15 protein-coding genes are annotated in these 13,893 nt (G+C 64.4%); 9 read left to right on the top strand and 6 right to left on the bottom strand.

Annotation, left to right across the window (positions count from 1 at the left end):
• Window positions 1-81: 81 nt before the first annotated feature.
• Window positions 82-702, top strand: a complete 621-nt coding sequence (locus P2T57_RS10650; RefSeq protein ID WP_276299183.1) for a CPBP family intramembrane glutamic endopeptidase — start codon at window positions 82-84, stop codon at window positions 700-702.
• Between the two features lie 124 nt (window positions 703-826).
• Complete coding sequence (locus P2T57_RS10645; RefSeq protein ID WP_276299182.1) at window positions 827-955, top strand: hypothetical protein; 129 nt, start codon at window positions 827-829, stop codon at window positions 953-955.
• Between the two features lie 67 nt (window positions 956-1,022).
• Here P2T57_RS10645 and P2T57_RS10640 read toward each other — a convergent pair whose 3' ends face one another.
• The gene (locus P2T57_RS10640; RefSeq protein WP_276299181.1) at window positions 1,023-2,807 is read right to left on the bottom strand and encodes an excinuclease ABC subunit C; all 1,785 of its coding nucleotides are present in this window, start codon (window positions 2,805-2,807) and stop codon (window positions 1,023-1,025) included.
• 9 nt (window positions 2,808-2,816) lie between these two features.
• A complete protein-coding gene (locus tag P2T57_RS10635; RefSeq protein ID WP_276299180.1) occupies window positions 2,817-3,425 on the bottom strand; it encodes a hypothetical protein in 609 nt (202 codons plus the stop codon).
• Between the two features lie 214 nt (window positions 3,426-3,639).
• Here P2T57_RS10635 and P2T57_RS10630 point away from each other — a divergent pair, with 214 nt between their 5' ends.
• From P2T57_RS10630 to P2T57_RS10610, 5 genes are all read left to right on the top strand, one after another.
• Window positions 3,640-3,903: a DUF7967 family protein gene (locus tag P2T57_RS10630; protein WP_276299179.1), complete on the top strand. Its 264-nt coding sequence runs from the start codon at window positions 3,640-3,642 to the stop codon at window positions 3,901-3,903.
• A 137-nt stretch (window positions 3,904-4,040) separates the two neighbouring features.
• Window positions 4,041-4,964 carry an ABC transporter ATP-binding protein gene (locus tag P2T57_RS10625; protein ID WP_276299178.1) on the top strand — a complete coding sequence of 308 codons (924 nt, stop codon included), beginning with the start codon at window positions 4,041-4,043 and terminating at the stop codon, window positions 4,962-4,964.
• Complete coding sequence (locus tag P2T57_RS10620) at window positions 4,961-5,845, top strand: ABC transporter permease subunit (RefSeq protein WP_276299177.1); 885 nt, start codon at window positions 4,961-4,963, stop codon at window positions 5,843-5,845. The genes P2T57_RS10625 and P2T57_RS10620 overlap by 4 nt, the downstream gene beginning before the upstream one ends.
• A 76-nt stretch (window positions 5,846-5,921) precedes the next feature.
• Window positions 5,922-6,539 carry a winged helix-turn-helix domain-containing protein gene (locus P2T57_RS10615; RefSeq protein ID WP_276299176.1) on the top strand — a complete coding sequence of 206 codons (618 nt, stop codon included), beginning with the start codon at window positions 5,922-5,924 and terminating at the stop codon, window positions 6,537-6,539.
• Window positions 6,532-7,008: a toxin-antitoxin system TumE family protein gene (locus tag P2T57_RS10610; protein ID WP_276299175.1), complete on the top strand. Its 477-nt coding sequence runs from the start codon at window positions 6,532-6,534 to the stop codon at window positions 7,006-7,008. The genes P2T57_RS10615 and P2T57_RS10610 overlap by 8 nt, the downstream gene beginning before the upstream one ends.
• An 8-nt stretch (window positions 7,009-7,016) precedes the next feature.
• Here the strand turns inward: P2T57_RS10610 and ligA are convergent, their stop codons facing one another.
• Window positions 7,017-9,095, bottom strand: coding sequence for an NAD-dependent DNA ligase LigA (ligA, locus tag P2T57_RS10605; RefSeq protein WP_276299174.1), 2,079 nt, complete (start codon window positions 9,093-9,095; stop codon window positions 7,017-7,019).
• 214 nt (window positions 9,096-9,309) lie between these two features.
• Here ligA and P2T57_RS10600 point away from each other — a divergent pair, with 214 nt between their 5' ends.
• Window positions 9,310-10,134: a hypothetical protein gene (locus P2T57_RS10600; RefSeq protein WP_276299173.1), complete on the top strand. Its 825-nt coding sequence runs from the start codon at window positions 9,310-9,312 to the stop codon at window positions 10,132-10,134.
• A gap of 2 nt (window positions 10,135-10,136) precedes the next feature.
• Here P2T57_RS10600 and P2T57_RS10595 read toward each other — a convergent pair whose 3' ends face one another.
• The 3 genes from P2T57_RS10595 to P2T57_RS10585 form a co-directional block, all read right to left on the bottom strand.
• Window positions 10,137-11,582 (bottom strand): methyl-accepting chemotaxis protein, encoded by a 1,446-nt coding sequence (locus P2T57_RS10595; RefSeq protein WP_276299172.1) that lies wholly within the window; start codon window positions 11,580-11,582, stop codon window positions 10,137-10,139.
• A complete protein-coding gene (locus P2T57_RS10590; RefSeq protein WP_276299171.1) occupies window positions 11,582-12,130 on the bottom strand; it encodes a hypothetical protein in 549 nt (182 codons plus the stop codon). Before P2T57_RS10590 ends, P2T57_RS10595 begins: the two co-directional genes overlap by 1 nt.
• A 151-nt stretch (window positions 12,131-12,281) precedes the next feature.
• Window positions 12,282-12,518: a PRC-barrel domain containing protein gene (locus P2T57_RS10585; RefSeq protein ID WP_276299170.1), complete on the bottom strand. Its 237-nt coding sequence runs from the start codon at window positions 12,516-12,518 to the stop codon at window positions 12,282-12,284.
• Between the two features lie 170 nt (window positions 12,519-12,688).
• Here P2T57_RS10585 and P2T57_RS10580 point away from each other — a divergent pair, with 170 nt between their 5' ends.
• Entirely contained in the window at window positions 12,689-13,876 is a 1,188-nt protein-coding gene (locus tag P2T57_RS10580; protein ID WP_276299169.1) for a pyridoxal-phosphate-dependent aminotransferase family protein, read from the top strand.
• Window positions 13,877-13,893: the final 17 nt, after the last annotated feature.

Here is a 13,893-nt window from a genome sequence, read left to right as displayed (position 1 = left end):
TAGGACGAGAAGCAAGCTTGCGAGCATTAATGCGACTATACAATGATTAATAATACCGTCTTGCGAAGAGAAATCAGACGCATGGCAGAACTACCGTTCGTTTGGATCGCCGCCGTCGCCGGATACCTCGTCGCACAACTCGCGTACATCGCCGCGTTCGCGTCGGCGGCGTCGGCGTATCCCCGCCTGCGGCGCTACAACTTCTGGCTGTACGCGGCGTTTAGCCTCGCCTACGGCGGGGCCTTCTACGCGACCGCTCCTGTGACGTTCGCGTTCGAGTTCCGACCGGCGTACCTCGCGCTCCTGCTCGTCGGATTCGCCATGTACTACGCCGACACCTACGCGGTATCGTACTTGGCGGGCGAGTCGCTCCGACAGAGCGTCAGCCACCCGATTTCGATGCTCCCGGTCGTCCTCGTGGTGGTCCCCGAGGAGATACTGTTTCGGGCGGGTCTCTCTCCTCTCATCGACGCTGTCGGACCGGCGGCGTTCGTCGCGGCGTCCGCCGTGCTGTTCGGCCTCATTCACTTCACCTTCGGCGCGCGCGACGTCCTCGTCAAGACCTTCGACGGCGCGGTCTTCGCGGTCGTGTTCGTGGCAACCGGGTCGCTAACCGCGAGCGTGTTGACTCACCTCGGCTACAATCTCGCGTCCTTCCACGTCTTCGCCGACTACGACCGGGACGTCACGACGCTTCCGTGACGACGGTTCTGCGCCGACAGTTCCGGCCGGCGCGTTCTCCTGATAGTTTATCTCTCCCTCTATGTGAGATAATGTCACTAAGAGCTAGAAAATATTTATTATAACAGTAGTGGTACAGAATACCATGCAGTTCGACATCGAAACCCAAACCGAAGACGAGACCGAATCGACCAAACCCGTCGCGCCCGGCACTAGCTGTTACGACTGCCTCAAGCCCGGCAACTCGCTGAACGTCTTCAGTTTCCTCCTGTAGGTCCGAAGACGACGAACTCCCGAAGAAACGGCTCGAAAGAACTCGACGTTTCCGTCAGAGTAGCGACTCAGAGTCGAGTTTCGATGGTTTCGGCGGTCTTCTGGCCGACACCTTCCACCGCTCGTAGCTCCGCGACCGACGCCGACCGAATCCCCTCGACGCTCCCGAACCGCCGGAGCAGTTTCCGGCGCGTCTCGGGACCGATGCCGGGCACGTTGTCGAGTTCGGTCGAAACGTCGTCACGCAGAGTCTGGTGGTACTGGACCGCGAAGCGGTGGGCCTCGTCGCGGACTCGCTGGAGGACGTGGAGGTGGTCGGCGTCGTTCGGCCAGTCGTGGGTTCCCCCAGACGTGACGACTATCTCCTCGTCCTTGGCAAGCGCGATTGCCGGCACGTCCCACTCGGCGTCTCGGAGGGCCTCGCGGGCGGCCCCGAGTTGGCCCTCGCCCCCGTCGATGAGGAGCAGGCCGGGGTCGGGTCGGTCGTCTCGGTCCTCGATGGCCCGGTCGGCGCGCCACCGAACCAAGTCGTACATGTTGGCGTAGTCGTCGTTTCGGTCGTCTAGCTTCTTCCGGCGGTAGCCCGACTTGTCGGCCGACCCATCGGCGAAGACGACGTTGCTTCCGACCGCGTGCTTTCCTTGGGCGTGGCTCACGTCGAAGCCCTCGATTCGGCGCGGGACCGTATCGAGGCCGAGGGCATCTCGGAGCGCCGAGAGCGCGTCGGGTTCGCTGGCTCCTCGGCGGGCGTTCTTCAGCGCGAGGTCTACGAGAGTGGCCTCACGGCCAGCGCCGGGGACGCGAACAGACACGCCCTCGCTTTCGAGCCAATCGAGGACTTCTCGGTCGTCCGGGCGGTCCGAGAACAGCAGGGCGTCGGGCAGGTCGCGCTCGGTGTAGTACTGGGTTACGAACGCCGAGAGGACCGCTCCCGCCGGCGTCTCCCCGCTCTCGTCGGGAATCGTCACGGCGTGGCGCTCGCGGTCCACGAGTTGGCCCGACTCGCTGTGGAGGCGCGCGACGGTGGCCGAGTCGCCTTCGAGGCCGACTCCCAGCACGTCCACCGCTCGCTCGTCGCTCTCGGTGGCGACGGCTTCGCCAGCGCCGCCGTGGAAGCCCTCTACCGCGTCGAGTTTGTCCCGGAGGTTGGCCGCGCGCTCGAACTCCTGATTGCCGGCGGCCTCCTCCATCTCTCTGCGGAGTGGGTCGGCGAGGACGCCGGTCTCGCCCTCGAAGAATCTGACTACCGACTCCACGTCGGCGACGTACGAATCGCGGTCGATTTCGGCGGTGCAGGGCGCGGTACAGAGGCCGATGTCGTAGTCGAGGCAGGGTCGATTGCGATTGGCGAACTTGTGGTCCGAACAGCCACGGACGCCGTAGGTCTCCCGGAGCGCCTTCACGACCGTCTCGACGCGGGTTTTCTTCGTGAAGGGGCCGAAGACACGTGGGCCGGAAACTGCTGTTGCGCCGCCGTCGCTCCGGGCGCGGGCCTCGGGGTTCGGGTCGCGGGTGATTTCGATGCGGGGAAACTCGTGGTCGGTGAGTTGGACGAGGGGATAGGATTTGTCGTCCTTCAGGCGGACGTTGTACCGCGGTTGGAACCGCTTGATGAGGTTGGCTTCGAGCAGGAGAGCCTGCGTCTCGGTGTCGGTGACTGAGTAGTCGATGCTGTCGGCGCGCTCGACCATCCGGCGGATTCGCTGGCCTCGCGGGTCGGCATAGGACCGCACTCGGTCCCGGATGTCCACGGCCTTGCCGACGTAGACGACCGTCTCGCCGTCCTGAAACTGGTAGACTCCCGGCTGGCGTGGCAACTCATTGGCGCGCTGTCGTACCGCGTCCCCATCCATCGACCGAGGCTAGTCGCTACGCGGCTTTGAACTTGTTCCTACCGCGGTCCGGAGGCGTCTGGCGACCTCCTCGGCGTCGTCGCTCTGGACCGGGACTCGCATCGGGTCCCGGCCCGCCCGCTCGATGACGAGTTCTCGCTCTCGGGAGTTGAAGTAGAGGGCGACAAGTGCGCCAGCCGTGACCGCAAGCAGACCGCCGACGACGAGGAGAACCGTGGTGAGCGCGCCGAGCGCCTCCGGGAGGAGCGAGACCAGTTGGGCGATACCAGCGCCGGGGGCGTCCTCGGGTGGGGTGACACCGCCGAGTTGGTCGAGGATACCGCTGGCCTTCAGGAGGACCCCGCCGCCCAGCAGGACCGCGCCGTAGACGCCCGCTCGGACGCTCCACTCGATGTACGACCCCTGCCCTGTGGTCTCGACGTTGGCGTCGAGGACGTTCGGCCGGTCGGCGTGGTCGAAGCGCCGTCCGTCGCCGTTGGGGGTAAACACGAGGACGCGATGGGTCGTGACGGCGACGCGCGCACCTTCGACGGTGAACTCGTCTTCGACCTCCTCGCCCTGAAAGAGCATCTCGGAGAGCCGGTCGTCGGTCGCCTGAGACAGCGGGGACTGACTCATCGTCATTACGTCGCCGAGTCGCCGTGAAGACGATTACGGCCGATACCCGGTACTCCGTACACCCTGCGCTCATGCCACCCGTGGTCTGTCATTCACATCCGGGTACGTCGCTTCGCTTCTTAATGCTACTGGCGGTATCAACAACTGGAAAGGTCGGTCGGCGGTGGGAGACTCGTCCCGGAGGATTCAACTCACTTCCGGGAAAGGTTCGGATATGGACGACGAGCAACTCTGGTTGGTCGAGCGGACGTACACCGACAAGGGCCTCATCTCGCTGGTGTACGCCACGACGGACGGCGAGCAGAGTCTCCACAAACAACGCTCGATGAACATGCTCCAGCAGGGCGCGGACGTGACCGCGGCCACCGAGGCCGACCCCGACGACCTCGAATCGGTCGAGGACCCCGAGACCCGCGAGCGGTACGCCGCCGAGGCGACGAAGATGGCCGACCAGCACGACCCGGACGAGGCGGTATAAAGACAACTATCTATTTCTTTAGCACAAATATAAGAATACTTAACAACTATTTTTATTTCCCACCCGGTTCACCTTTCCGTTCGACGCCCGACACGATAAGACAAGGGTTTACATAGGGGAGCGCAAAAGGCGCGACTATGGCCGCCATCGAAATTGACGGAGTGACCAAGCGGTACGGCGACGTGGTCGCCGTCCGCGACCTCTCCTTCGAAGTCGAGGAGGGCGAGGTGTTCGGTTTCCTCGGCCCCAACGGCGCGGGGAAGTCCACCACCATCAACATCCTGTTGGACTTCGTGCGCCCGACCGAGGGCGAGGTCCGGGTCTTCGGTCACGACGTTCACGACGAGAGCGTGACGGTCCGGGAACACCTCGGCGTCCTCCCCGAGGGATTCTCGGTGTACGACCGACTGACCGGCAGACAGCACCTCGAATTCGCCATCGAATCGAAGGACGCCGACGACAACCCCGACGAGATTCTGGAGCGCGTCGGCCTCTCGGGCGGTGACGGCGACCGGAAGGCCGGCGGCTACTCCAAAGGGATGGCCCAGCGTCTCGTCCTCGGGATGGCGCTGGTCGGCGACCCCGACCTGCTTGTGCTGGACGAACCATCGACCGGCCTCGACCCGCAGGGTGCCCGCCAGATGCGCGACATCGTGCGCGAGGAGGCCGAGAAGGGAACGACAGTCTTCTTCTCGTCGCACATCCTCGGACAGGTCGAGTCGGTCTGTGACCGCGTGGGTATCCTCCGGGACGGCCAACTCGTCGCCGAGGACTCCATCGAGGGCCTACGCGAGACCACCAGCGCCGACACCGTGCTTCACGTCACGGTCGGCGAGGTTCCCGACGGGGCGCTGGACGAAGTTCGCGGCATCGAGGGCGTCATGGAGGCCAGTCATTCGGGAAGTCGCCTCGAAATCTCCTGCGAGAGCGACGTAAAGACCGGCGTCCTCTCGACGCTCGAAGACGCGGGCGTCGAAGTCGAGGACTTCGAGACCGACGAGGCCTCGCTCGAAGACCTGTTCATGGCCTACACCACCGACAAACAGGAGGTGAAAGCATGACGTGGCAGGCCATCGCCCGGAAGGACTTCCAAGACGCGGTGCGCTCGAAGTGGCTCTGGGCGCTGTCGGCCATCTTCTTCGGCCTGTTCGTCGGGAGCGCGTACCTCATCGGGTCCGGCGTCGAGTCGAGCGGCGGCGGGTCGCTGACCGCCGAGGTGTTCGTCCCGACGCTCGGGAACCGCGTCGTCGCGCTCGTGGTCCCCATCGTCGCCATCGTGGTCGCCTACAGTTCTATCATCGGCGAGCGCGAGTCGGGGTCGCTGAAGCTACTCCTCTCGCTTCCCCACTCCCGACAGGACGTGGTGGCGGGCAAGACCCTCGGGCGTAGCACCGTCCTCGCGCTCCCGATTCTGGTCGGAATGTTGCTGGCCGCGGTGGTGCTGGCGCTCTACGGCATCGACGTGGGGGCGCTGAAGTATCTGGCCTTCGTCGGCCTGACGCTCCTGCTGGGCATCGTGTTCGTCAACGTCGCCGTCGGCGTCTCGGCCGCGGCGTCCACGAACCGCCGGGCGATGCTCGGGACCGTGGGTCTCTACGTCGTCTTCACGATGCTCTGGACGCAGGTCCGGCGCGTCCTGCTGGTGTTCAACGACAAGTTGGGTCTCGGGTGGGAGAACATCACGCTCGTCAAGTACGGCCTGTTCCTCAAGTACTTCAACCCGGTTCGGGCCTACGAGACCCTCGTGACCCGACTCTACGCCGACAGCGTTCTCTCGGCCCGCCTCTACGGCGTCCGCGGCCTCCAGCGCCAGTTCATCTCGAAGGAACTCGGTCAAGCCCCCTTCTACCTCTCGGACTGGGTGGTGCTGGCCCAGTTCCTGCTCTGGTTGCTCGTTCCGGCCGCGCTCGGCTATCTGGTGTTCCGAGACGCGGACCTCTGACGCTGGCCGAACCCTCGCTAATCGAAGAAATATTTCCAACCCAAAATATTTCTTTCTTCTTTGCGTACTTTCGCGTATGCCGACTGACGAGAACGCCGACGGACCTCCATCGATAGCCGACATCGACCCCTTCGACTCGGAGGACCTGTCCGGCGAGACGCCCGACAATCTGGACGAAGCAGTGACCGAGGAGTGGAAGGCGTCTACGACCGCGTTCCAGCGGATTCACACGGTCCTGAAGAACACCTACGAACCGCACACGACCGGAGAAATCGCCGACGCCGCCGCCACCACGAAGCCCACCGTTCGCAAGCACGTCGAACCCCTCGTGGAGGCCGGGATGGTGGTCGAACGGAGACGCGGAAACGCGGTCGAGTACGTCTGGAATCAGACTCAGCGACGTATCAACCGCGTCGCCGAACTCGCCGACGAACACTCGTCAGCCGAACTCGACGGGAAAATCCGACGAGCGAAGGAGCGAATCGCGGCGCTCGAAGACGAGTACGGCGTGGAGTCGCCGAACGAACTCGCAGAAGTTCTCGACCCAGACGACGACGCCGGGTGGGACGATTTGGCGACGTGGCGCAGTCTCGAAGACGACCTGAATCGACTCGAAGCGGCCCAATCGATGGCGGAGTACCTCGTCGGAGCCGATTCGGTAGCTAACGGATACGATGCGTCGAATCATGTGTAGGGAGGACAAGGGGACAGTATCCCGGAGTAAACTCGAAACGGTCGAAACGACGTTCAGAAATCGACTCAACGGTCTCGTGAAGTCGGTAGAGTGGGTTCCCGACTACGATGTCGGTCCGAAAGAACTCCGAATCGAACTCTGGGATGGGATTCGGGCCGACCAGTCGCGTTTCGACGTGGCGTGGTGGACGAAACACGGCTACAGATACCACTACGTCGAGGACGACCGGAGAGATGCGAACGCTGGCGAGCGAGACGGTACGGGCCTCCAGTTTCGCTTCGGTTGGGAGAACCGCCCCGACTACCCGGACAAGCATTTCCACCCGCCGGGAAATCTGGATGCACATCGAGAGTCCTGCATCGAACACGAGGACGTGAAACGAGTCACGCTCGCGGTCATCAAGTGCTGGCACGCCGCGGCGACGACGGGCGACCCTGCAAAAGTGAATGCACTCTCGAATCCGCCGTAAGTCGCCCGCTATAGGACTCCTCTGTCGCTTAGGAACTCCTCGAACGCAACCTGTCCGTCCAGCACCGGCACGTCGTTCTCCTCGGCCGCGTCGAGTTTCGTCTGGCCGGGACTGTCGCCCGCGACGAGGTAGTCCGTGTTGCCCGAGACGCTACTGGTCGCGTTCGCGCCGTGGTCCTCGACCAACTCTTGGGCCTCGCTCCGGGTGTAGTCGGCGAGCGACCCCGTGAACACGAAGGTCAAACCGGCCAACTCGTCGCCAGTCTCGGTCTCGTTCGGTGTTTCGGGGTCGCCGACGGCCTCCTCGTCCAGCAGGTCGTCGATGACGCGCTCGTTCTGCTCGGACTCGAAGAACTCCGCGATTTGCTCGGCGACTTTCGGACCGATGCCAGCGACCGATTCGAGTTCGTCGCGGGTCGCGGTCCGGACGCGTTCGAGGTCCCCGAACTCTCGGGCGAGGTCCGCGGCAGTCGCTGGCCCGACCTTCGGGATGCCAATGGCCGAGAGGAAATCTCGAAGTTGGGGCTGTTTCGAGGCGTCGAGTTCGCGGAGCAGGTTCTCGGCGCTGGTCTCGCCCCAGCCTTCGAGTTCCACGAGGTCGTCCTCCTCGATGCGGTAGAGGTCGGCGAGACTCTCCTCGATTAGTCCGGCGTCGATGAGTTGCTCGACGCGCTCGCCGCCCAGTCCCTCGATGTCCAGACCGTCCTCGCTGGCGTAGTACTCGACGGCGCGCTGGAGTTGCGCGGTGCAGGCCAGTCCGCCGGTGCAGTAGGCCATCGGGCCGTCGAACTCGACTGCGCTGTCGCAGACCGGGCATCGCTCGGGGAACTCGTAGTGGCCCTCGGCGTGCTTCTCGACCACCTCGGCGACGTAGGGAATCACGTCGCCGGCGCGCTCGACTTTCACCTCGTCGCCGACGTTGACGTTCATCTCTGCGATTTCCTCCGGGTTGTGGAGGCTGGCCCGCGAGACGGTGACGCCGCCCACGTCCACCGGTTCGAGGAGCGCGACGGGCGTGAGTCGCCCAGTTCGACCGACTTGCACTGTGATACCAGTAATTTCGGTGACTTCCGACCGGGCGGGGAACTTGTAGGCGAACGCCCACCGGTAGTGGCGCTCGGTGGTCCCGAGTCGGTCGCAGGTCGCCAAGTCGTCCACCTTGATGACCACGCCGTCGATTTCGTAGTCCAAACCGGGCCGGTCGTCCATCAGGCGATTCCGGTAGTCGATGACCGCCTCGATGTCGTCGGTGCGCTCCGACCGGTCGTTGACCTTCAGCCCCCAGTCGGGCAGGGTCTCGTGCTGTTCCCAGTGGGTCTCGAAGTCGTGCGAGGACGCGAGTACGTCGAAGAAGAAGCAATCGAGCGGTCGCCCGGCGGTCACGGCGGGGTCGAGTTGCCGGAGGGTCCCGGCGGCCGCGTTCCGGGGGTTTGCGAAGGGATTTTCGCCGCGTTCGACTCGCTCGCGGTTGAGTTTCTCGAAGGCTTCTTCGGGGATGTGGACCTCGCCCCGGAGGACCAGTCGGTCGGGGTAGTCGCCCCGGAGGCGGTGGGGCACGCTGGCGATGGTCCGGACGTTCTCGGTCACGTCGTCGCCCTCGTAGCCGTCGCCGCGGGTCGCCGCCCGGACGTACTCGCCGTCCTCGTAGACCACTTCGACAGACAGACCGTCGAACTTGGGTTCGCAGACGTAGGTCACGTCGCCGTCGGTCTCTCGCTCCATTCGGTCGGCGAACTCACGCACGTCGTCGGCCTCGCCGCTGGAGTCGATAGAGAGCATCGGCGCGACGTGTTCGACGGTTTCGAGTTCGTCCAAGGGTTCGCCGCCGACGCGCTGGGTCGGGCTATCGTCGGTCTGAAGGCCGAAGGCGTCTTCGAGGTCCTGCAATCGGGTAAAGAGGGCGTCGTAGGTCCGGTCGGCGATAACTGGGTCGTTCTCGACGTAGTACCGGTAGTCGTGGAACCGGATGGCCTCGCGGAGCAGTCGCACCTGCTCGCGGGCTTGCTGGTCGGTCAACTCCTCGACCGGCCGGAAGTCGGTATCCGGGTCCTCGACGTAGGGGTTCTCGTCCGCGCTAACGGTGGCCATTACCGGGTGCTTGGCCCTTCTGTGGTAAAAAGTCGGTCTTCGAGCGAGGCGTTCCGACGAAAGAAAGACCGACGCAAAACAAGGTGTACAACTACGTAGGAAACAATATTAATTTTTTACCACAACTATTTGTTTCTTCAGCTCGGCGAGTACCCCGCGCTCGGACCGAAACCGAACGACCTATGAGGGGTGCGTGATACCGCCACGCAAGCCGATGTCCCTCCCCGCAGACTCCTCCGAATCGCCCGACTCCCTCGAATCGCCCGCCGAACCGTCTCGCTCGGCCGACTCGGCCGCCGAACCCGCCGACTCCGCTGAACTCGCCGACACCTCTGCCGACCCCCGCTTGAACGACGAGTACGTCCGCACTGTCGCCCACCCCGAGGCCGACGTGACGCTGGTCGGCGTCGTCCACGACCACCCGGCGAGCGTCCATCGCGTCCGAACGGTCGTCAACAAGCGCGACCCCGAGGTCGTTGCACTCGAAGCGCCGCCGGTGGCTACGCCGCTGTACGAGGCCTACGCCCGCGACTCCCGCAGTCCGCCGGCGTTCGGCGGCGAGATGAGCGCGGCGGCCCAATCGGCCCGCGAAGCCGACGCCGAGGTAGTCGGCATCGACGCGCCCACGGCCGAGTTCTTCGCGCGACTCGCCAGAAACTGCTGGTCGGAGCGAACGTCGCTCGGGACGCTCCGGCGGGTCGCCTCGGGCGTGGCCTCGGTGACTCGCCACGCGCTGACCTGCCGACTCGCGGCCGAAGTCGCCGACCGGACCTCTCTCCGGGTCGAAGTGGACGACCCGGTTGACCACGACTGCTCGCGGTCGGATTCGCCCGCAGAGCAGGCCCGCGACGAGCGAACCCAAGCCCGGCGCTCCCAGTCGCTCCTCCGGGCGTTCGACCCGCCAGAACCGGTCCGCCTCCGGGACGACACCCGCGAGGAGTGCATGGCAAAAAAACTCGAAGCGTTGCGGTCGAAGGGCGAGACGGTGGCGGTCGTGGGTCTCGACCACCTCGACGCGGTGGCCGAGCAGATAGAATAGCGTTACTCGTCGATTGCGGAATCGACCGCGGCGTCCATGCCGCTGACCAGCGCGGTCAACTCCTCGTTCGAGGCCGTGATGGTCTCCATCCCGCTGGAGACCTCCGACATCTCGTTTGCGGCCTCGTCTATCATGGTGGCGACCTCCTCGGCGCTCTGGGCCTGCTGGTCGGTCGCGTCGGCGACTTCCTCGATGCCGTGGGAGACCTCCGCGATGGCCTCGCCGACCTCTTGGAACATCTCCATGGCGTCCTCGACGCTCTCGGTGCCGCTCTCGACGCGCTGGCTGGTCGTGTCGAGGCTTTCGAGGGTGTCGTCGGTGTACTGCTGAATCTCGCCGATGGTGCCCTCGATTTCGTCGGCGTGGTTCTGGGTCTCCTCGGCCAACTCCTTGACCTCCTCGGCGACGACTGCGAATCCGGACCCGGCCTCGCCGGCGCGGGCGGCCTCGATGGAGGCGTTGAGCGCCAGCACGTTGGTCTGGTCGGCGATGTCGTTGATGACTGCAACCACGTCGTCGATGCGCTCGACTTTCTCCTGTAGGGTCGAGAACTCGGATTCGACGCTGGCACGGGCCTCCTCGACGCGGTGCATCTCCTCGATGGCCTCTTGGGAGTGGTCGATGCCGTCATCAGCGAGTTCCTCTGCCCGGTCGCTGACGGTGTTGACCTGCTCGGCGCTGGCCGCGATTTCTTGGGTGGTCGCGCTCAGGTCGGCGACCTCCTCGTTGAGGTCGCGTATCTTCCGGGACTGGGACGCCGACAGCGAGTTGATTTCGTCGGCGTTCTCGGCGATGTCTGAGGTCGCCATCTGGAGTTCCTCGACGGCGGGTTTCACGTCCTTGGTCAGCGTCTCCCGGAGTTCCTCGGCCTTCTCCACTTCGTCGTCCTCGCCGTCGTCGGCGTCGTAGGCGTCGGCCGCGAGTTGCAGGTCGCGGGTGGTCGCTCGGGTCACGGCCTGCATGCGCTCGGCGGTCTCTCGGACGGCCTCCTCGATTGCTTCGTCGTCCTCCTCGGCGTCACCGAACTCCGCGGTCACCTGCGAGACGATTTCCGGCACGACCGCCTCTTGGAAGGCGGCGTACATGCCGAGGTGGTCCGCCATCGACACGTCGGCCATCTGGTGCAACTGACTGCCTCGGACGCGGTCTCTGAGGAGGTCCTCGGCCTCGGCGTCGTCGCGGCCCAGCGTGGCCAACTGCTCTTTCTGAGCGCGTTTGAGTTCCTCGGCGGTGTAGGAGTCTTCGTCGTCCAGTTCGGGACCGTCGATGTCCTCGTACACCGACTCGACCGCCTCGTCGCCTGCTGTCTCGAAGTCGAGACCTTGGAGTCGGTCGATGTCCTCGTCCGAGACCGACGCGAGCGTCGAGGGACGCTCGATTTCGGCCGGGACAAACTCTCCTTCGAACTCTGCGCCTTCGTCGCCGTGAGCTTCTGTATTTCGGGGCATTACCACGAGACTCTGTAGATACATTCGTCGCCGCCGTCGTCGCGGCAGACGTCGCTTTCTTCTTCGACAGTGACTATCGCGCTGTCCGAACTGAACTCCTCGGCGACGGCCGTGATGAGGCCGACGTCGAGGTCGCAGGGATAGGGGTTCTTGCAGTGGACTACCTTCTCGTTCTCACCTGTGTCCTCGAACTCGTAATATCCACTGTCGCCGCCGCGGTGGTTCATCTCGTAGCCCTTCTCGACCGCTTCGAGGGCCTCGTCCACCGTGTCGATTGCTGGCGGCATCGGCGTCTTCTCCGGCAGTTTCTTGCCGATGTTCCGGAAGGTCTGGGAGCCGATAGAGTCCTCGATGGAGGCAACCGCGTCGAGGTACGCCTCTTGGGGGTACCACTCGCCGGCCTGTGGCTCCCCGATGCCTCTCTCGTCGAGCGTCTCTTGCATGCGTTTCTCGAAGACGCTAGAAAGTTCACCGACGCCCTCCAACATCGACCGTACCGCCCGCCCTTCGACTTCGACATCGTCGTCGAACGCTTCGAGCTGCGTCATGTCACCAACTCTCCGTCGCGCCGACATATATCTTTCCTACATTTAAATTAAAGATTCTATACACCAAACCGGCCAAATGCGACCGGTAACACCGAAATTGGACTCAATCTCAGTTGGTATAAAAAAGCTTAAATAAGTGTTCGGACCGGGATTAGAGGTTGCTTCGAAGCCGGATTTCGTCGTCCGTGATGCTATCGACGGCCTGCTCCTGCAAGGGATAGGTGTCCTCGTCGCGCTCGCCCCAATCGAGTTTGGCCTTGATTTTGTCGGTGATTCCGGGGTCGGGGTCTACGTAAGCGGTCCCGTGTTCGACCTCGGAGACGATTCCCACTTCTTCGCCATCCGCGACGACTGACTTCCCCTCGTCGTCCTCACTGAATTCTGCCATAGCGTCCGAGGTACACCGGGGTCGGGTAAGGAAACTTTGGCCCTCGATTGTCACGACTCGCGGGCGATTCGGGCGGTCAGTCGATTCGCGCAGTCAATCGGTCCCTACGAACTTGGCGGAAATTGCGAAGACCCCGCGTACTTAAGCCGAGGCCGGACCACCATGGGCGTATGCGAGAGGACTTCCTCCTCCTGAACCCCGGACCAGTCCCGACGACGCGGGACGTGCGACAGGCGATGAGTGAGCCGATGGTATCCCACCGGTCGGCCGAGTTCGAGGCCGTCTACGAGCGCGCCCAAGACGCTCTCGACTACGTGTTCACCCAATCTACGCTCGACGCCGAGGAGACCGCCAGCGACGGGACCGCGCTCATCTTCAACGGGACCGCGACGATGGCGATGGAGGCCGCGGTGGCCAACCTCGTCGGCGAACTCAGCGGGCGGGACAAGGACGGGAAGGTCGTCCCGCTGGTCAACGGCAAGTTCGGACGGCGCTTCAAGCGCATCGCGGACCGCTACGCCTCCGTGGACCCGGTAGAGGCGACGTGGGGCCACTCCATCGACCTCGACGCGGTAGCCGAGACGGTGGACGACGACACCGACGTAGTGACGATGGTCCACAACGAGACCTCCACGGGCCTGCTGAACCCGGTCGAGGAGGTCGGTGAAATCGCAGACGAACACGACGCGACGTTCGTCGTGGACGGCGTGACCTCCATCGGCGGCGACGAGTTCCGCATCGACGACTGGAACGTAGACGTGGCCGTGACCGACGCCCAGAAGTGTCTGGCCGCGCCGCCGGGGACCTCGGCGATGTACGCGACTGAAGCCGCACAGGAGCAGTTCGACGGCGATGCCGCGCCGTTCTACGAGGACTTAGACTGGCACCTCCGGAAGGCCGACTCCCACCAGACGCCGTTCACCAGCGCCGTCCCGCTGTTCCGGGGCCTCGCGGTCGCTGTCGAGAACATCGTCGAGGAGGGCATGCCCGAGCGAATCGAGCGCCACCGCGAGCAGTCGGAGGCCTTCCGCGAGGCGTTCACCGCGATGGGACTGGAGTTGTTCGCCGAGCGCAACGACGCCACCGAGTACTCGAACACCCTGACCGGCGTCTCGCTCCCGGCCCACACCCGCGAGAACCCCGAGGACTTCTTCGACGCCGTGGAGGCCCGCGGCGTCTCCATCTCCGGCGGACAGGCCCACCTCGGCGGCGAAATCTTCCGCGTGAGCAACATGGGCAACCTCTCCAGCGAGCAGATTCTGCGCGGGATTCGGACCATCGGCGAGGCGTTCGAGGAGACCGGCGAGGACGTGGACACCGAGGCCGGCGTCGAAGCGGCGCGGGAAGTGCTTCGGTAGGCCGAAGGTCGCTTTGG

Source organism: Halorussus lipolyticus (assembly GCF_029338375.1).
Classification (GTDB): domain Archaea; phylum Halobacteriota; class Halobacteria; order Halobacteriales; family Haladaptataceae; genus Halorussus; species Halorussus lipolyticus.
The sequence above is the reverse complement of the archived record's forward strand: the minus strand, read 5'-3'. Positions and strand labels throughout refer to the sequence as shown.